The organism is Neorhizobium lilium, assembly GCF_004053875.1.
Lineage (GTDB): Bacteria > Pseudomonadota > Alphaproteobacteria > Rhizobiales > Rhizobiaceae > Neorhizobium > Neorhizobium lilii.
The window spans coordinates 461,215-479,879 of the sequence record NZ_SBIP01000003.1 but is presented as its reverse complement, the minus strand read 5'-3'; the positions used below and the strand labels follow the sequence as shown (position 1 = coordinate 479,879).

Genomic DNA, 18,665 nt, shown 5'->3' with positions numbered 1-18,665 from the left:
TCCAGCGTCAGAACCGACTTTTTTGACAGGTTTGCGAAAAAGCCGATTTCTTAAATGAAAACAGCAGTAAGCTTTCACCTCAGTCGTCCGAAGGCTCGGCATTGCTCTCATCGTCGGCAACCGGAATGGCGTAGGAGCCCTTCAGCCAACGGGACAGGTCGAGCGTGCGGCAACGGTCGGAGCAGAAGGGATAGTCGTCGCGGGACGAGGGTTTTCCGCATTCCGGACAAGGCCTTGCCTTGCGCAGGGGCTCTACCTTGCCTCCAGTCTTGATCGGCTCCGACATGATCAGCCCTCCGGCCAGGACATGGCGACGTCGAAGCCTTCTCCTGCGAGAAGCGACGTCACCTCATAGAGCGGCAGCCCCACGACATTGGTGTAGGAGCCGACCAGCTTCTGCACAAAAGTCCCGGCTATGCCTTGGATGGCGTAAGCCCCGGCCTTGCCGCGCCATTGGCCAGACGCGATATAGTTTTCGATCTCGCGCGGCGACAGGCGCTTGAAGCGCACCTTGGTTTCGACCACCTTCTGGCGGAACTGACCACCGGGCGTGACGAGACAGACGCCGGTATAGACCCAATGCCCGCGCCCCGAAAGGAGATGCAGCGCCGCGGAAGCCTGTTGCGTATATTCGGTCTTTTCCAGGATGCGGCGCCCCACGGCAACCACGGTATCGGCCGAAAGGATATAACTGTGCCGCCAGGCAGGGTCGCGGTTGATCGCGGCGAAAGCGGCTTCCGCCTTCTCGCTGGACAGCCTGCGCGCCAGGGACCGGGGATGTTCCGACTTCTTGGGCGTTTCGTCGATATCCATCGGCATCAACCGCGCAGGCGTGACGCCCGCCTGGTTGAGCAGATCGAGGCGGCGCGGCGAGCCGGAGGCCAGTATCAGCTTTTGTTCCAGCGCCATGAATGCCCTTACGTGCCGCGAGACCAGTTTACTTGAAGCGGTAGGTGATGCGACCCTTGGTCAGGTCGTAGGGCGTCATCTCGACCAGCACCTTGTCGCCGGCAAGCACGCGGATACGGTTCTTGCGCATGCGGCCAGCCGTGTGGGCGATGATCTCATGTTCGTTTTCGAGCTTGACCCGGAATGTCGCATTGGGCAGCAATTCGGTGACGATGCCCGGGAATTCAAGAACTTCTTCTTTTGCCATCTAAGGGTTTTCTTCCTGTTTTTGGATAGGGTCGCCCGCGACGCCAGTCGCCTGGGCGGGAATTTGGCCGGAAACTACACAATCATGTCGCCTTTGTGAACCACGCTTCGGCGCGATTCTCGCGTCTTGTCAGGCAGTCTCCGCAGGGTGCCGGCTGATGCCCGAAAGTCGCTCCTCGATCAGCCGCCAGAGATGGTCCCGAACCTCGCGGTACGCGTCAAGCATCTGGTCTCGCGAGCCGGTCGCAGCGGTGGGATCCATGGTGGGCCAGTAGACGACATCGACAGCATTCGAACGGGTCAGTTCCAGGGCGGCATGATGGGCTTCCGGCGTCAGGGTCACGATCAGGTCGAAGTAGTCGTCCTCGAGTTCGTCCAGCGTCCTGGGCTGGTGGCGCCCGATGGAGAGACCGACTTCCTCCAGCACCGCATCCACGAAGGGATCGCGCTCACCGGACCGCACACCGGCCGACTGAACGTAGATATCGGGCGAGAGGAGGCGTTTGGCAATGGCTTCGGCCATGGGTGAGCGGATTGCGTTCCACCCGCACATGAAGAGCACGGCACCGGGCCTGGCGCTTTTCTTGTCGGCCTGGGGGGCGCTTTCCATGGTCAGCCACGCCAGTAGAGCACGCAAACCAGCGTGAAAAGCCGCCGCGCCGTGTCGAAATCCACCTGGATCTTGCCGCTCAGCCGATCCATCAGCGTTTGCGAGCCCTCGTTGTGGATGCCGCGACGTCCCATGTCGATCGCCTCGATGCGGCTCGGAGTCGAGGACCGGATCGCGTCGTAATAGCTCTCGCAGATCATGAAGTAATCCTTGATGATCCGCCGGAAGGGAGTGAGCGACAGAATATGCACCGCCACATCCGCGCCTTCATCTGTGGTGATGCCCAGCACAAGCTTGGAATCGACCAGCGAGAGTTTCAACCGGTAAGGCCCGCCGGAATGGCCAATGGGCTCGAAGGAGTTTTCCTCCACCAGATCGAAGATGGCAACCGCCCGCTCATGCTCCACGTCCGGCGTGGAGCGCCCGATGGAATCGTCGAGAATGACATCCGAGAGCCGGAAGTCCCCTTGCCCCACCGTCAGCCTCCGTCGTTGGGAGAACTGGCGTTAAGCCGGATGGACACCGAACGGGCATGCGCATCGAGACCTTCCGAATGGGCAAGCGTAATGGCCGCCGGCGCCAGCTGACGCAGTTGGTCTGGCCCCAACCGCAGGATCGACGTGCGCTTGACGAAATCCAGAACCGAGAGGCCCGAGGAAAATCGCGCTGACCGGGCCGTCGGCAGCACGTGGTTAGAGCCGCCGACATAATCGCCGATCACCTCCGGCGTATAGCGGCCGATGAAGATCGCACCGGCATTGCGGATGCCGGGCAGAAGCGCATCCGGATCGGCCACGGCCAGCTCCAGATGTTCGGCCGCGATGCGGTTTGCAAGCGGCAGGGCGGCTTCAAGGTCCGGCACGAGGACGACGGCGCCGAAATCGCGCCAGCTGGCCGCTGCCGTTTGCGACCGGGACAAGGTCTTCAGCTGCCGTTCGACGGCGGCCTCGACCGCTTTTCCGAGTGCGGCATCATTCGTCATCAGGATGGATTGGGCGCCAGCATCGTGTTCGGCCTGGGCGAGAAGGTCTGCCGCCAGCCAGTCCGGGTCGTTGTCCGCATCAGCGATGATCAGCACTTCGGAAGGGCCGGCGATCATGTCGATGCCGACCGTGCCGAACACATGCCGCTTGGCCGCCGCCACATAGGCATTGCCGGGGCCGACGATCTTCGCCACCGGCGCGATCGTCTGCGTGCCGTAGGCCAAGGCCGCCACCGCCTGGGCGCCGCCGATACGGTAGATCTCGCTCACGCCGGCAATGCGGGCGGCAGCCAGTACGGCCGGGTTCAACTGCCCGCCATTGGCCGGAACGACCATGACAACGCGTGGAACACCGGCTACTTTCGCCGGAACCGCGTTCATCAGCACCGAGCTTGGATAGCTTGCCGTGCCGCCCGGTACATAGAGGCCGACGGCCTCGATCGCGGTCCAGCGCGAACCCAGGCCGACGCCGATCGCGTCCTCGTAGATATCGTCCTTCGGCATCTGGCGAACATGATGCCGCTCAATGCGTTCCGCCGCGAACTTAAGCGCGTCGATGACCTTGGGATCGGTCTGCGCCAGGGCCGCATCGATTTCTGCTTCCGTCACACGAATGCCGACAGTGGCAAGATCGATGCCGTCGAAGCGTCTCGAATAATCGATCAGGGCTTCGTCGCCCCTCGCCCGCACGTCATCTATGATGGCCTTGACGGCTGCGTTCACATCCTCCGACACTTCCCGCTTGGTGGTCAGAAAAGCGGAAAATCGATCTTCGAAATCCTGCGATGCCTGCTCAAGCCAGATTGCCAAGCGGAAATTCCTTTTGTCTCAGGTGCGGCCATGCCGTTCAGGGATGGCGGGGTTTCGATGCCGTTTCCCACGCGCCGCCGACATCTGCAAGAGCAACTTCGATACATTCCACGTCGAGCGCAATGGTTGCCGTGCCGGCGAGAACAAGTTCGACAGTTCCCTCCGGTCCCTCGCCTTTCTGCTGGAAGCGGACTGCCAGCAGGCAGAGCACATCGTCCTTGCGGTTCTGGTCGATCCCCGTCGCCCGTACGGCAAGGACGCGCTTCAGGACAAGGGCAGCGCGCCGGCGCTCGAACTCCTTGCGCTTGCGCACGGCATCTTCCCAGACGAAGCGATTGGCTGCCAGCGAGAAGATCTTTTCGGACGACGACCAGCGGATGTCGCCCACCTTGAACACGGCATCCTGAAGATGGGCGGATATTACTCCAAGATCGTCCAGATCGAGAGCGAGAAGCTTGAGCTCGGTCATGCGGGTGCTATCCAATCAAGAGGCTTGTTTTAAGTATTCTGCTTGCCTCGAAATAGGATGGCGATTGCCAAGAAGCAACCGCCGCCGCCCCATACCTCCTGCTATTTCGGGAAATCTGCTGACAGGCTGAGTTCCCGCAGCGACTCGATCTCGCCCAGGCGTTCCTTCAGCTTTGCGGTGACGCCGTCATAGGCAAGCTCGCCCAGCACAAGATGACGCGGCGCATTGCCATCCTCGACTATTCTGATCATGGCCTGACCTGCGCGTACCGGATCGCCTGGCTGCTGGCCGCTGTAGCTGGACGTGGCCTTCATGCGCGCTCCCGCCGTTTCGGCATAGTCGGCGATCTTGTTCGCCGTCTGCCGCAGCGAGCGTCCGGCCCAGTCGGTGCGGAAGGGACCTGGCGCCACGCAGGTGACCTTGATACCGAGCGCTGCCACTTCGGCGGCAAGCGCATCGGAAAAACCTTCGACCGCATGTTTGGAGGCGGCGTAATAACCTGAACCCGGGAAGCCGATGAAGCCGGCCTGCGAGGTGATGTTGAGGATATTGCCGCGGCGGCGCGACCGCATGCCCGGCAGCACGGCGCGGGTAATGGCAAACAGCCCGAAAACATTGGCATCGAACATGTCGCGGATCTCTGTCTCCTCGCCTTCCTCGATGGCCGCCTGATAGCCATAGCCGGCATTGTTGACGAGAACGTCGATGCGGCCGAACTTGTCTTCCGCAGCCTTGACCGCTGCCGCAACCTGACCAGCATCCGTTACGTCGAGATCGAGGGCCAGGCCGTTCTCGGTGCCTTCCGCAAGGTCGGCGACACGCGACTTGTCACGGGCAGTCATGACGGTCGGCCAGCCTTTGGCGAGCGTCAGCTTCGCGAGTTCGCGGCCGAAGCCTGTGGAGCAGCCGGTGATGAACCAGACGGGGGTGGATGTATCAGCCATGCGAGATCTCCGGGTAATCGGATGAGACGGGTTGGGGTGGGATCACCTCAAAATAGGCGCATGAAAAAGGACGGCAAGGTGCTGCCGTCCTCAAGACTTCGATCGGGGACTTCGATCGGGCGGAAAAGACTATTCGCTGACGCGTTCCACGATGGCTCCGCAACGGGTAAGTTTTTCTTCCAGACGCTCGAAGCCCCGGTCGAGGTGGTAGACGCGGTTGACCATGGTCTCGCCTTCCGCAGCAAGCCCGGCGATGACCAGCGAAACGGAAGCGCGCAAGTCGGTCGCCATGACGGGAGCGCCTTTCAGACGCTGCACGCCCTCGACCCTCGCCGTCTGGCCGGAGAGCGAGATATGGGCGCCGAGGCGGGCCAGTTCCTGCACGTGCATGAAGCGGTTTTCGAAAATGGTCTCGGTGATATGCGAGACGCCCGACGAGCGCGTCATCAGCGCCATGAACTGCGCCTGCAGGTCGGTTGGGAAGCCGGGGAAAGGCTCGGTGGTGATGTCTACAGGCTGGATGCCATTGCCGTTGCGCACCACGCGCAGACCGCTTTCGGTCTCGGTGATCTGGGCACCGGCCATGCGCAAGGTATCGAGCGCGCTTTCAAGCAGGGACGCATCCGTGCCTTCCAGCACCACATCGCCGCCGGCCATGGCGACGGCCATGGCATAAGTGCCTGTTTCGATGCGGTCGGGAAGGACTCGGTGGCGGGCACCCGAAAGCGACGTTACGCCCTCGATGGTGATCGTCTTGGTGCCGGCGCCGGAGATCCTGGCGCCCATGGCGGTAAGGCACTTGGCAAGATCGACGATCTCAGGCTCGCGGGCGGCGTTCTCGATAACGGTCGTGCCGTTTGCAAGCGTCGCCGCCATCATCATGACATGGGTCGCGCCGACGGAGACCTTCGGGAAGGTATAGTGTCCGCCGACAAGGCCACCCTTGGGAGCCGTCGCGGTCACATAGCCGGCATCGACGTCCATGGTCGCGCCGAGCGCCTGCAGTCCATCGAGGAAGAGGTCGACCGGTCGCGTGCCGATGGCGCAGCCGCCCGGAAGGGAGACGCGCGCCTGGCCTTCGCGGGCCAGCAGCGGGCCGATGACCCAGAAGCTCGCGCGCATCTTGGACACCAGATCATAAGGCGCGGTCGTATCGACAATGGTGCGGCAGGTGAAGTTGATAGTGCGCGAGTAGCTTTCCTCCTGGCGCTCGCGGCGGCCGTTGACGGCCACATCCACCCCATGATTGCCGAGGATGCGCAGCAACTGCTCCACGTCGGCCAGATGCGGCACGTTTTCCAGCGTCAGCGTGTCGCTCGTCAGAAGCGATGCGATCATCAGCGGCAAGGCTGCGTTCTTGGCGCCGGAAATCGGAATAGCGCCCCTCAGCTCATTGCCGCCGGAGATTCTGATGCGATCCATAAGTTGTAACTCTTCCTTGTGAGAGCGCGAAAGGACGCGTCCTTAGACGAATTCCGCCGCCGCTTCAATCTTGCCCCCCATGGGCATCCGGCCGGCATTAGGTCACGACGATTCGTCCGTTTTTGCGGCAGGCAGGCCTTGGGTCTCGTCAGGCTCTCCGGCACGCCGGGCACGCGCCTGGGACTTTCGCCGCATCAGGTTTTCACGAAGCTTCGCCGCGGATTTCGCCTTGCGCTCGGCCTCCCGCCTTTCGGCGGCCTGCCTTGCCCGATCACCGCGGGCCTGGCCCTGGGTTCCCGTTTGCGAATCATGATTGTCTTCGTCACCGGCCATCCTCCACATCTATCGAAAAAGCATTGATGCGGAAAGGCGAAGCGCCGATTTCCTCGATATGAACCAGGAACTTGGAAATTGCAGCTTGCGCTGCCGGTGAAGCTGTGGCAATAGCCCCTCGCCCGACGACGCGGCTAACGCGCCGGCCGCATGCTGCTATAGCTCAGGGGTAGAGCACTCCCTTGGTAAGGGAGAGGCCGAGAGTTCAAATCTCTCTAGCAGCACCATCACTCTCCCGCCTATCAATCATGCCTGTCGTTTTTTGGACGTCGAGAGTATCTCTGCCCGGCATAATCATCCAACGCCCAAGCGCTGGATTGAAGCATATCGTTTGAAAATTTGCAGCGATTTCCTGCCGAGGTTGGCGCCATAACATGCCAGGCAGGCAAATCCGGCATTTTTTCCAATGCGCTTGCAAATTAGCTGATTAGTTATGCTAAGCCTGATAATGCTTGTCCAAGTCGCGGCTCCTGGGCAAATTGCAGATGCTTTCAAACCTACGAATATCATTAAAAATGATAGTTTCTTCTATTCGAAATGCAGAACGCACGTATCTTCTACTCAAGAACATACTAATATCTTTCCTAGGTCGCGCCTTGAACCTGGGAAGCAATTTCGTCCTTATCTATTTGATTGTGAACGCCATCGGGAAAGACGCTTATGGTGTTCTTGCCGTCATGATGTCGATCAGCATTTTTTTTACTTATGCCGATTTGGGACTTGCCTCTTCGCTGGTGAACTCGCTGTCTGAAGCAGACAGTCGCGGCCAGCGTGACGCTGCAAAGCAGTTGGTCGCGCAGATCTGGATATTCCTCTGGGGAATAGCAGCGGTCATCGCCACACTCACTCTGCTTGGTTTTCTTATAGTAGAGGGCCTATTTCCAACCTTACAGTCCAGTGATCAGCATTGGCTGGCCTATGCACTATTCATTGGCGGCACGCTGATCGGCGTTCCCCTCGGCATCGACCAGCGGATATATTTCGCAATGCAGCGCGGCGACCTTGCTCAGCTCTGGATGCTGACCAGCAGGCTCGCCGTTTTATTGTTTGCGTTCATATCCTACAGCTACTCGCCCACCCTGGTCAGCTTTACGTTTACCATTGCCTTTGTTCCGGCATTGATCTCCGCAATATCGTGCCTTTACGTATTCAAGTCTCTGAGGCCCGACTTGAACCCTTTCCATTTTCCTTCCTTCAGTGGTTTCGGTCAGAAAATTTCCACAGGCTTGCTGTTTGCGGTTCTCAATTTCTGCACTTTTCTTGAAATGGGGCTCGATCCGCTCATTTTCGCAAAGCTCTTCGGTACGATCGTCACCGCCGACAATGATATCCTCATCAAGCTGCTGACATATGTGCCAGCCTTGGCCAATCTGGCTGTGACCCCGTTATGGCCGGCGATGGCGGCAGCCCGGGCGGCTGGCGATTACGGCTGGATCGTGAAAGCCAATCGTGTCACCGCGATATGCGTCGCTCTGATCGGCGGAACCGCTGTTGTCTTCCTTGCCGTCAATCTCGACAGTATTCTGACATTGTGGCTGAGCCATAATGCTCCGCATGTTTTGCCTCAGAAGAATATGGCTTATCTTTTCATATTCCTGCAAACATTCGGCGTATATCAGCTTTTTACCATGAATGCGCTCAATCTGGTCAAGCAGAGCGCAATCGTGGCATTGATGGTGCCGATCTTCGTTCTGCCTGTTAAGATTCTCGCGGTGTATAGTTCCGGTTCCATAGTCTATGCTTACTTGGTCATGACCTTTTGGTATGCTATCAAAATACCGGCATGCCAGATCATGATTCAGAGACAATTGCGCCGGATGTCGGTAGATACGCACTCAGTTGATAAAAACGCCATTTTAAGCCAGGCGTCGGGCTAGGTTAACGGTGCGGCGCCATAGCTGCCCGATCACCCGCAACAAACCCGACCTGAATATACATAATCTCACCCAGGCAAGTCTGACATGCAGAAAACACCATTGATCGCAATTCTCATTACTTGCTTCAACCGCCGCGAGACGACGTTGAGCTGCCTCGCCTCTATCGAGTCCGCTATTTCAGGAAGCGCTGATTACAAGGTTGTCATCGTGGATGATGGCTCGTCCGACGGCACGGCGGATGCGGTTCGGGCCGCTTATCCGGATGCGGTGGTCGCGATCGGCAGCGGAAACCTTTATTGGAATGGCGGCATGCGGATGGCATGGCAGAACGCGCTCCAACTCCACGCAGATTTCTATCTTTGGCTTAACGACGACACCATTTTAAGGCCTGGCGCTATTCGAGACATGCTCTCCAAATACGATCAGGAGAACTTCGCGAAAACCATCGTCGTCGGCTGCACCGTCGATCCTGAAACGAAGCAAACGACATACGGCGGCTACCGCCGGTCCACCGGACTTTCAAGGCTGCGCTTGAGACGTCTTTGGTCGAATGAACAATATTGCGATACCATGAATGGGAATTGCGTTCTTTTTCCCAAAACGACAACTGATGACATCGGAATCAATTCGCATAAATTTACCCATGCGTTCGGTGATAACGATTATGGACTCCGGGCCATCCGGGCCGGCTATCGGATTGTCGAACTGAAAGACGCCGTTGCCGAACAAACACACAATGCAGAGTTCGTGAAGAGCACCTCGACTCTCACCTACGCGAACTGGAGGAAGATTCTCCTACATCCCAAAGGCGTTCCCGTTGTCGAATGGTGGGCTTTCTGCCGGGAACATGGGGGACCTATATGGCCGGTCAATTTCTTCTGGCGCTATATCAAGATGCTGAGATTGAGGGCCGGCTGAGCTTTCTCGTCCGCAGGCATATTTCGAAATCTCTCTGCGAAAGCACTCCGTCCTGCACGAGTAGGCAGAAACGCCGTTGAGCGCTTCATAGCTTGCTCAAGCGTTTGTCCTTCAGGTCGCGCTTGTGCCAGCCGTGCAGATCTTCATTTTGATCGCCTGGCTGATTGTGCCTCGTTGGAAACTACCTGAAGGATACTGGCCAGATCCTGCGCGGCAGCATCGACGTGGAAATACCGTTCGAAACCCTCGCGTGCCGACTTTCTCATGAGATCCTTTTCGGGTCCGGATAGAGCAATCCATAACCGCAAAGCCTCTCTCACCCCATCGAGCGTATCGGATCGGACGATCCCGCCACCAGAGGTTTCGACCTCTCGCCAGATATTGACCTTGTCCGTGATGATCACCGGCGTGCCGCAGGCCATCGCCTCGGCAACGACGATACCGAAGTTTTCTTGATGGGAAGGCAGAACAAAGGCCTCCGCGCGTCTGAAGGCTCCCCATTTGGCGTCGCCAAGCAGCATGCCAGGCCAATGAATGCGGGCGGCTATGCCTGCTTTTTCGGCACGGGACTCAAGCCCCGCTCTCAAGCCGGCCTGATCCGGTCCTGCGATCACCAGGTCAAGGTCCGGCTGTTCATTGGCAATCTCCGCAAATGCCTCAACGAGAAGATCGCAACCCTTCTTTGGATGTATCCGGCTCAAGAACAAAAGGAAGCGCTTGTCCCTCAGGTCAGGGACCGCGGTATCGAAAGCCGCAATGTGAGAAGCTTCATCATCGGTCGGACCATCCGTTCCGTAAGCGACAACATGCTCCCTATACCGAAATCCCCAGAATTCGCCATGGGCCAGGCGGCGTTCCTCTTCGCATGTGAACAAAACCCGGCTGGCATCGCGAAGAGCTTTTCCCTGCCAAGCGAGCCAGAAGGCCTGCTTCAAGAGGTGCTTGAACGGATAGGCCTGCTTGAACCAGGGATCCATCATACCGTGAGTAAAAACGACATATGGCAGCTTCGCCTCACGCAAGCCCTGCCACCCGCCGATCGAGGAATGGTTCCATAGGCCATTGACGACAGCGACATCAAAGCCGTTCGCATGATCGACGATCCAATGTCTGAGCCGCGAGGTATAGCCATATCTGCCGAGCCCGGGGCCGCAGGCATGAACGGGAAATGGAAAGGCCGCCACATGGGGCGCATTAGGATCATCGAGCGTCGCGAATTCAACGACATGACCCATGCCCGTCAGGATTTCAGCATTAAGCCGCCACCCCTCTACCGGGCCTCCGGATTTAGGATCGGTATCCGCAATGATGCAAAGTATCTTCATATCGAAACTTCATCTTCAAACTAAAAAATGAAACAACTCAAAATTGATAGCTGACGATCAATAGCGCAATACTGTATATTGGTACATACTACAGATGCGGCTATGTCAATGTAATTTTTCGTAAGACACGGTTGTTCGAGCAGCATTTATATAACGTACAATTTTGAAAAGATGCTGTTCAACCCGCATCTGTATGCGGTTGTATTTGTTCGCGCCCGAAAATGAGGACGCTCTATTAAACAGACACTTACGTTCTTTAAAACATGCCTGGTTGGCGGCCGGTCGTGTCGTTGTCGCCCGTCGCCTCGACATCGGAGAGCCGCACAAATTCGACGCCTCTCGCCTTCAGCGCAAGAATGGCCTTGGCGACACCCTCGCCTGCAGCATGTGTCGGCTGGTTGATATGGGAGATCACCACATCGCCATCCTTGGCAGAGCCGATATGCTTCAGCGTTTCCTGCGCCCCTAGCAGGGAGCCGCCGTCACCGTTCACCGAATATCCGGCTATCCGGAAGCCCATGTTGCGGATCTCGTGGATGGCCGTGAGGTCGTATTTAGCGGTGGCGCCTCGGAACCAGCGGGGTTCGGGCAGGCCGGCGGCGCGGATCGCATCGGCCCCGCGACCCACCTCGCGACCGACAGCCTCAGGCGAGCCGGCGGCGGCGATACCATAGATCGAGGTCTGGAAATCGACAGCCGGAATATGGTTCTCGCCATGGTCCTCGATTTCGAACAGATCCGGGTTGTCGCGGAAAATCGCGACGGCTGCGGGATTGGTTCGCAGCCAGCGCGCGGTCACAAAAATCGTCGCCGGCACGCGCTCCCGCAGTAGTGTGGATAGAATGCGTTCGTCCGCTTTGCCCATGCAGGCATCGAAAGTCAGAGCGATCCGTGCCGGCGATCCGTTCCCGGCGCGGGCGATATGCAGTTGGGGCTCAACAAGCTTAGGCAGATGCGCGGACGCATGCGACGGCAAGATCGATGGCGCAACAGGTGCAGTCGCAGGAGTCGTGACAGGTACCAAAGGTGCGGTGGCCAATTGAGCGGCGTTTACGGCCGCCGGGAGACTAAGCGCAACGGCGCCTGCAATGATGATCTGGATGCGCATGAAAATCCCGTCCGAGTGCCGACGGGAACTTTCCTAGCTGCTAAAATCGGGCGGAAGCAAGGCGGTGCTGCAGTGCGTGAAGGTTGTCGGCCTTGCGATCGGCAAGCCCCTTCTCCCAGCGGATCGCCGTTTCCACGATCAGGTCCAAGTCATCGTGCCGGGGCTTCCACTCGAGCAGCCGCCGCGCAAGCGTGGCGTTCGCCACCACGCTTGCCGCATCGCCTGGTCTCCGCGGCCCGTAGCGCACGCCGAAACGCTGGCCTCCAACGCGCTTCACTGCCTCCAGAACCTCCAGAACGGAGTAGCCGCGTCCATAGCCGCAATTGGCGATCAGCGGCTCGCCACCGCGCCGCAGATAGCTCAAGGCCTTCAGATGCGCATCCACGAGATCGGTGACGTGAATATAGTCGCGCACCCCGGTGCCGTCCGGTGTCGCATAATCCGTACCGAAGACATCGACGCCTGAGCGCTTGGCAAGCGCTGCCTCGCAGGCGATCTTGATCAGGTGCGTGGCGCCCTCCGTGGAGAGACCTGTGCGGCCGAGCGGATCTGCGCCAGCCACGTTGAAGTAGCGGAGCGCCACAAAGCGGAAATCATGGGCTGCCGCCGCATCGCGCAACATCAGTTCCGACATCAGCTTGGACTGGCCATAGGGGTTCTTCGGCAGGAGCGGCGCCGACTCCAGCACCGGCTCATCATCCTTCTGGTCGCCATAGACGGCGGCGGTGGAGGAAAACACGAAGTGCTTGATCCCGGCCTCAATTGCAGCCGAGGCAAGCAACCGCGTCTTGCCGGTGTTGTTGTCGTAATAATCCAGTGGATGGGCGACGGACTGGGGCACGACGATCGAGCCCGCGAAATGCAGGATTGCGTCGATCTCGTTTTCGGCAAAGACCTGCTTGAGGATGGCCGCATCGCCGACGTCGCCCAGATAGAACTTCGCCTCGCCCGGCACCGCCCAGCGAAAGCCCGTTGAAAGCCGGTCGAGAACGACCACATCCTCGCCGGCGTCGATCAGAGCCCAAACCATATGGCTGCCGATGTAACCAGCACCTCCGGTAACCAGAACGGCCATGTTTCTTTTCCCTGCTTCTTTCGTTGCAGACAGAAAACACGGCCGATCTTCATCATTGCTTACCCGGTGGTGCGGGCAGCATGTATATGTTTAGTCAAGGCAAATAGTTGATTTTAAACTTGGTTCGAATTTTATCGAATCCGTCTCGATCAGATACGATTGATGTAGTCGGCTAGCCGGCCGGCCGCCTCCTCGATCTGAGCGGGATCGCGCAGGAAGCAGGCGCGCAGGAAGAGTTCGCCTCCCTTGCCGAAGGCGGAGCCGGGCGCCAGCGCGACGCCGATCTTATCGACGATGTCGAGTGCTGCACGGCGGCTGTCGGTAACACCGTCCACCTTCAGGAAGGCGTAAAGTGCACCATCCGGCTTCAACGTCTCGACCCGGTTGGTCGCGATCAGCGCATCGCAGAGGATATCCCGAGACTGATGAGCGCGCCGGATATTGGCCTCGACAAATTCGTCGCCCTCGTTCAGCGCCACCACGGCGCCGCGTTGCATGAATTGCGCAACGCCGGAATTGGAATATTGCACGAGGTTCTCTATGACCTGGCCGATTTCCGGCGGCGCCACCAGCCAGCCGACGCGCCAGCCGGTCATGGACCAGTTCTTGGAAAAGGAGTTGGCGAAGATAATGCGGTCGCCCTCTTCCATGATGTCGAGGAAGGAAGGAGCCCGAACCGCGCCGCCATAATAGTAGCGGGCGTATATCTCATCGGCGATGATCCAGAGCCCGCGTTTGCGGGCAAGCGCCAGAATGGCCTTCAGATCTTCGGTCGTGGCTGTCCAGCCAGTCGGATTGGACGGCGTGTTGATGAAGAGGCTCTTCGTCTTCGGCGTGATGACCGCATCCAGCTTGTCAATGTCGAGCGACCAGCGGCCACCGGTAAAATCCAGGGGCAGGCCGACTGCATGCGCTCCGGCAATTTCGATCGCAGCGATGATATTGGGCCAGGTCGGCGACAGATAGATCATTTCGTCGCCCGGCGAGGTGACGGCCTGCACCGCCAGCATGATGGCGTGCATGCCCGAACCGGTAACGTAGAAATGGTCGGTGGATAGCGATACCGCGAAATGCCGCTGGTAATAGTCCGCAAGTGCCTGACGTAATTCAGGAATGCCGCGCTGCCAGGTATAGAAGGTCTCGCCTGCCATAAGGGCTTCGGACGTCGCGCGATTGACGAAGTCGGGGCTCGGCAGATCGCCTTCCCCTGCCCAAAGCGGAATCAGGCCTTCACGCCCGCGCGCATAGTTGATGACTTCGACGATACCGCTTTCCGGAGCGGCAACGGCACGTGGGCTGAGGCTTGAGAGGATCGACATGGCATTCCTTCTGGTTTGCCTCGTTTTATCTCAAGGCGGAGCGTGAATCCCATGACAATCCGTGAGATGGGGATCGATTCTTGTGATCGGTCCCCATCTCACATGCAAGACGCAGCAGTTACCTTGTTTTCAAAAGGTCGCGGATTTCCGTCAGCAGCAGAATATCCGCAGGCGGCGGTGCCTCCTTTTCAGGCTCGGCCTTCTTGTTGTCAGCGGCGCGCATCTTGTTGACCGCCTTGACCATCAGGAAAATGATGAAAGCCAGGATCACGAAATTGATGAAAACGGTGATGAAGCTGCCATAGGCGAAGACAGCGCCCTGCTTGCGCGCCTCAGCCAGCGACGGCGCGGTGACCGCGCTCGACAGAGGCAGGAAGTAGTTGGAAAAGTCGAAGCCGCCGCCTGTGAGGGCGCCGACCAACGGCATGACGATATCGTTGACCAGTGAGGTGACAATGCCCGTAAAGGCGCCGCCGATGATGATACCGACCGCCAGGTCGATCACATTGCCCTTGGATATGAACGAGCGAAATTCCGAGACGACCGACATAGTGTTTCCCCTTATCCGCAGCCTTGCTGCCGCCCAACCAAATTAGCGTAATTTTCCAGGCTGGGAAGATCGAAGACGCGAAGATCACGGCAGGTCATTGGACCTTTTGCTGATGCCCGGTGCGATTTCCAAGCCCATGCTTTTCCCCTAATGTCGGATGGGGCCGCAAAATCTTGCGGGAGGAGCAATGCTGCCAGCCTGGATCATCTTCGTCGCCGCCTTCGCCTACGTTCTTTTGCTGTTCGCCGTGGCGAGCTATGGCGACAGGCGCAGCCGCCTTGCGGGCGTGCCGAAGGGCGGGCGGCCAATCGTCTACGGCATGAGCCTTGCCGTCTATTGCACGTCCTGGACCTATTTCGGCGGCGTCGGCCTTGCCTCCCAGCGCGGGCTGGAATTCACCGGCATCTATATCGGCCCGATCCTCGCCTTTACCCTCGGCATGCCGGTCATCCGGCGCATCATCGATCTCGCCAAGGCCGAGAAGATCACATCGGCGGCGGATCTCATCGCCGCCCGCTATGGCAAGAATTCCACCGTCGCCATGATTGTGGCAATCATCGCGCTCGTCGGTTCGGTTCCCTATATCGCGCTTCAGTTGAGGGCTGTCTCCAGTTCCGTCGCCGCCATGGTCAACCCGTCCGATTACGGGATCGGCAGCGGCAATCTTTACTTCGTCGATCTCGCGCTGATCGTAACGCTTTTGATGGCCTGCTTCGCCGTCATGTTCGGCACCCGGCATACGGATGCAACCGAGCATCAGGACGGGCTCATTCTGGCGATCGCCATGGAATCAGTCGTCAAGGTGGTGGCCTTCGCAACGATCGGCCTTACCGTGCTTTTCTTTCTGTTCGACGGCCCCGCCGACCTGATGGCAAAGGCAGCGGACAATGCGCTTGTCCAGGCCGCGCTCTCCTACGAGACGCCGATCAGCCGGTGGCTAACACTGATCGTGCTTTCCGCCTTTGCCATCGTCATGCTGCCGCGTCAGTTCCATGTGACCGTGGTGGAGAATCGCACGGCGAGGGAGCGGAAAGTGGCGGGCTTCCTGCTCCCGCTCTATCTCGTCGCGATCAACCTCTTCGTCCTGCCCGTCGCCATTGCCGGGCTTATCGCCTTCAAGGGCGCGGGAGATGCCGACCTCTACATCCTCACCCTGCCGCTTGCCGAAGGCCTGCCCTTCGTCACGCTCGTCACCTTCATCGGCGGCTTTTCCGCAGCGACCGCCATGGTGGTGGTGGAGTCGGTCGCTCTCTCCATCATGGTGTCGAACGACATCGTCATCCCGATCTTCCTGCGCCGGAAGCTTATGGCATCGCGCGGAAGCCAAAGGGCCGACCTGACCCGCACGCTTCTCAACATCCGGCGGATGGCGATCTTCGCCGTACTACTGCTGGGTTACGGCTATTACCGCATGGCCGACAGCCAGTCGGGGCTGGCATCGATCGGGCTTCTTGCCTTTGCCGCCATCGCGCAAATCGCTCCGGCGCTGTTCGGCGGGCTCGTCTGGCGACGCGCCAATGCGCGCGGCGCGATTCTGGGCATGTCTTTCGGCATCCTTGCGTGGGGCTATATGCTGTTTCTGCCGAGCCTCGGCGGCCCCGACAACTCCTATATCGCCGCTGCCGTTTTGAACTTCGTCTTTCCTGGAACGACCATATTCGCCGGGCCAGGCACGGACCCGCTCGTCAACGCCACGATCTTCAGCCTGACACTGAATATGCTCGCCTTCGTGCTCGGCTCGCTCTCGCGCAATCCGCGGCCGCTGGAGCGTCTGCAGGCCGGAATTTTCGTGAAGCGGCACTTGCGCTCGCAATTTGCCACGCGCGGCTGGACCACCCGCGTCAGTGTCGGCGATCTGAAAGCAGCGATTGCCCGCTACCTGGGAGAGGAGCGGATGCAGCGCTCCTTCTCCAATTACGAGAAGAAAGCCGGCCGCCGTTTCAGCGACGAACAACCCGCCGACATGGCGATGGTGCATTTCGCCGAACAGCTTCTGGGCAGCGCGATCGGCTCCTCCTCGGCGCGCCTCGTGCTGTCGCTCATCCTCCAGCGGGCTGAAGACGCAAGCGCGGACACGGCCTGGCTTCTCGACCAGGCGAGCGAGGCGCTCCAATATAACCAGGACGTGCTTCAAAACGCGCTTTCCCAGATGGACCAGGGCATTGCCGTGTTCGACAGTGCCGGCCGCCTGACGATCTGGAACCGGCGCTTTCGCCACCTGCTCGACCTGCCGGACCATGTGGGCCAGGTCGGCTTCCCCCTTGAGGACATGGTGGCAATCCTTGCCGAGCGCCGCGATATCGCCCCCGATGCTCAAGGCGAGGTCGTGCGCCAGTTCAAGACCTTCGATGCGCCCTTTCCGCTCGTGCTTAAGAGCGGCGAGCGCATCATCGAAGTGCGATCCAATGCCATGCCAGACAGCGGCGTCGTCGCCACCTTTACCGATATTTCCGACCGCGTGGCGGCCGACATGGCGCTGAAGCAGGCCAACGAAACGCTGGAGCAGCGTGTCGGCGAGCGCACGGCGGAACTCACCCGCGTCAACCGTGAACTGGCCGAAGCACGGGCCGCCGCCGACGAGGCCAATCTCGGCAAGACCCGATTTTTTGCGGCCGCCGGCCACGACATCCTGCAGCCGCTCAACGCCTCGCGGCTCTATTGCTCCACACTGGTGGAGCGGCTCGGCACCGCCGACGATCGCAACAGCACGCTCGTTCATAATATCGACTCGGCGCTCGATTCCGTCGAAGCGATCCTGGGTGCGGTTCTCGACATCTCCCGGCTGGATACCGGCGGCATGCAGCCGCGCATCACCTCGGTCGCGCTCGACGACATTCTGAGACGCGTGGCGACCGACCACGCTCCCATGGCCGCGGAGCGAAAGCTGCAATTCGTGGTGATGCCGACATCGCTGCGGGTGCGCTCGGATGCCAACCTTCTGCATAGACTGATCCAGAACCTCGTCTCCAACGCCATCAAATACACGGTGACGGGCAAGGTGCTTGTCGGCGCAAGGCGGCGCGGCAACCGGGTGGTAATCGACGTGCTCGATTCCGGCATCGGTATCCCCTCCTCCAAGTTCAGGACCGTGTTCAAGGAGTTCGCCCGCCTCGATCAGGGCGCCAAGACCGCGGATGGCCTCGGCCTCGGCCTCTCGATCGTCGATCGCATTTCCCGTGTGCTCGACCATCCGGTGCGGCTGCATTCCGAGTTGAGCCGCGGCACCGTGTTCCGGGTGGAAATGTCGCGCGATGTCGCCGTAACGCGTTCAGGCCGGAGTGCGGACCGCACGGAAACCCGACGTCAGCCGCTGCACGGCTTGCGGGTCCTGTGCATCGACAACGAACCGCAGATCCTGCAGGGCATGGCGCTGCTGATCAGCGGCTGGGGCTGCAGCGTGAGGCAGGCGGCATCGGTCGAGGCCTTGAATGGCCTGATCGACGGCGGGGAGCTTCCGCCCGACATCATCATTGCCGATTACCACCTGGACGACGGCAATGGAATCGAGGCGATCCTGCGGCTTCGCAGCCGATATTCCGCAGAAATTCCAGCCCTGCTGATCACAGCCGACCGGAGCCCGGAGGTTCGGGCCGAGGCGGAGCGGTACGAAATCGGCCTTCAACACAAGCCGTTGCGCCCGGCAGCTTTCCGCGCCTACCTCACGCAGGTTGCAGGCATCAGGCGGGTCGCGGCGGAGTGAGCTGCCAAACGGCAGTCTCCCATTCATGCCGCAGTCATCACGTACAGTTTACAGCCCGATCGGCATTC

The 18,665-nt window shown here is 59.6% G+C and carries 18 protein-coding genes and 1 tRNA gene; 4 read left to right on the top strand and 15 right to left on the bottom strand.

Features of this window, described 5'->3' with window-relative positions; genetic code table 11:
• Positions 1-79: 79 nt before the first annotated feature.
• From yacG to EPK99_RS14860, 10 genes are all read right to left on the bottom strand, one after another.
• Complete coding sequence (gene yacG / locus EPK99_RS14905; protein ID WP_128443865.1) at positions 80-286, bottom strand: DNA gyrase inhibitor YacG; 207 nt, start codon at positions 284-286, stop codon at positions 80-82.
• 2 nt (positions 287-288) lie between these two features.
• Positions 289-909, bottom strand: a complete 621-nt coding sequence (locus EPK99_RS14900; protein WP_128443864.1) for a Maf-like protein — start codon at positions 907-909, stop codon at positions 289-291.
• 28 nt (positions 910-937) lie between these two features.
• Positions 938-1,156 carry a translation initiation factor IF-1 gene (infA, locus tag EPK99_RS14895; protein WP_007759621.1) on the bottom strand — a complete coding sequence of 73 codons (219 nt, stop codon included), beginning with the start codon at positions 1,154-1,156 and terminating at the stop codon, positions 938-940.
• 129 nt (positions 1,157-1,285) lie between these two features.
• Positions 1,286-1,765, bottom strand: a complete 480-nt coding sequence (locus EPK99_RS14890; RefSeq protein ID WP_128443863.1) for an arsenate-mycothiol transferase ArsC — start codon at positions 1,763-1,765, stop codon at positions 1,286-1,288.
• Between the two features lie 2 nt (positions 1,766-1,767).
• Positions 1,768-2,241 carry a UPF0262 family protein gene (locus EPK99_RS14885; protein ID WP_128443862.1) on the bottom strand — a complete coding sequence of 158 codons (474 nt, stop codon included), beginning with the start codon at positions 2,239-2,241 and terminating at the stop codon, positions 1,768-1,770.
• Positions 2,242-2,243: 2 nt separating this feature from the next.
• Positions 2,244-3,557, bottom strand: coding sequence for a histidinol dehydrogenase (gene hisD, locus EPK99_RS14880; protein WP_128443861.1), 1,314 nt, complete (start codon positions 3,555-3,557; stop codon positions 2,244-2,246).
• Between the two features lie 37 nt (positions 3,558-3,594).
• A complete protein-coding gene (locus EPK99_RS14875) occupies positions 3,595-4,026 on the bottom strand; it encodes a DUF2948 family protein (RefSeq protein WP_128443860.1) in 432 nt (143 codons plus the stop codon).
• Between the two features lie 101 nt (positions 4,027-4,127).
• On the bottom strand, positions 4,128-4,970 hold the full coding sequence (locus EPK99_RS14870; protein WP_128443859.1) for an oxidoreductase: 843 nt from the start codon (positions 4,968-4,970) through the stop codon (positions 4,128-4,130).
• Positions 4,971-5,099: 129 nt separating this feature from the next.
• Positions 5,100-6,392: a UDP-N-acetylglucosamine 1-carboxyvinyltransferase gene (murA, locus tag EPK99_RS14865; RefSeq protein WP_128443858.1), complete on the bottom strand. Its 1,293-nt coding sequence runs from the start codon at positions 6,390-6,392 to the stop codon at positions 5,100-5,102.
• A gap of 102 nt (positions 6,393-6,494) precedes the next feature.
• On the bottom strand, positions 6,495-6,725 hold the full coding sequence (locus tag EPK99_RS14860; protein WP_128443857.1) for a hypothetical protein: 231 nt from the start codon (positions 6,723-6,725) through the stop codon (positions 6,495-6,497).
• 152 nt (positions 6,726-6,877) lie between these two features.
• Here EPK99_RS14860 and EPK99_RS14855 point away from each other — a divergent pair.
• The 3 genes from EPK99_RS14855 to EPK99_RS14845 all read left to right on the top strand — a co-directional run bounded on the left by EPK99_RS14855 (position 6,878) and on the right by EPK99_RS14845 (position 9,520).
• Positions 6,878-6,952: transfer RNA gene (locus EPK99_RS14855), tRNA-Thr, on the top strand.
• Positions 6,953-7,210: 258 nt separating this feature from the next.
• The gene (locus EPK99_RS14850) at positions 7,211-8,602 is read left to right on the top strand and encodes an oligosaccharide flippase family protein (RefSeq protein ID WP_342633744.1); all 1,392 of its coding nucleotides are present in this window, start codon (positions 7,211-7,213) and stop codon (positions 8,600-8,602) included.
• An 84-nt stretch (positions 8,603-8,686) separates the two neighbouring features.
• On the top strand, positions 8,687-9,520 hold the full coding sequence (locus tag EPK99_RS14845) for a glycosyltransferase family 2 protein (RefSeq protein WP_128443855.1): 834 nt from the start codon (positions 8,687-8,689) through the stop codon (positions 9,518-9,520).
• Positions 9,521-9,663: 143 nt separating this feature from the next.
• Here the strand turns inward: EPK99_RS14845 and EPK99_RS14840 are convergent, their stop codons facing one another.
• The 5 genes from EPK99_RS14840 to mscL all read right to left on the bottom strand — a co-directional run bounded on the left by EPK99_RS14840 (position 9,664) and on the right by mscL (position 14,897).
• Positions 9,664-10,845: a glycosyltransferase gene (locus EPK99_RS14840; protein ID WP_128443854.1), complete on the bottom strand. Its 1,182-nt coding sequence runs from the start codon at positions 10,843-10,845 to the stop codon at positions 9,664-9,666.
• A 256-nt stretch (positions 10,846-11,101) separates the two neighbouring features.
• On the bottom strand, positions 11,102-11,953 hold the full coding sequence (locus tag EPK99_RS14835) for a polysaccharide deacetylase family protein (RefSeq protein ID WP_128443853.1): 852 nt from the start codon (positions 11,951-11,953) through the stop codon (positions 11,102-11,104).
• Positions 11,954-11,993: 40 nt separating this feature from the next.
• Positions 11,994-13,028 (bottom strand): UDP-glucose 4-epimerase GalE, encoded by a 1,035-nt coding sequence (gene galE / locus EPK99_RS14830; RefSeq protein ID WP_128443852.1) that lies wholly within the window; start codon positions 13,026-13,028, stop codon positions 11,994-11,996.
• A 149-nt stretch (positions 13,029-13,177) separates the two neighbouring features.
• Complete coding sequence (locus tag EPK99_RS14825) at positions 13,178-14,347, bottom strand: pyridoxal phosphate-dependent aminotransferase (protein ID WP_128443851.1); 1,170 nt, start codon at positions 14,345-14,347, stop codon at positions 13,178-13,180.
• Between the two features lie 118 nt (positions 14,348-14,465).
• Positions 14,466-14,897 (bottom strand): large conductance mechanosensitive channel protein MscL, encoded by a 432-nt coding sequence (gene mscL / locus EPK99_RS14820; RefSeq protein ID WP_128443850.1) that lies wholly within the window; start codon positions 14,895-14,897, stop codon positions 14,466-14,468.
• Between the two features lie 187 nt (positions 14,898-15,084).
• Here mscL and EPK99_RS14815 point away from each other — a divergent pair, with 187 nt between their 5' ends.
• Entirely contained in the window at positions 15,085-18,597 is a 3,513-nt protein-coding gene (locus EPK99_RS14815) for a PAS domain-containing hybrid sensor histidine kinase/response regulator (RefSeq protein WP_128443849.1), read from the top strand.
• The last annotated feature ends 68 nt before the right edge of the window (positions 18,598-18,665 follow it).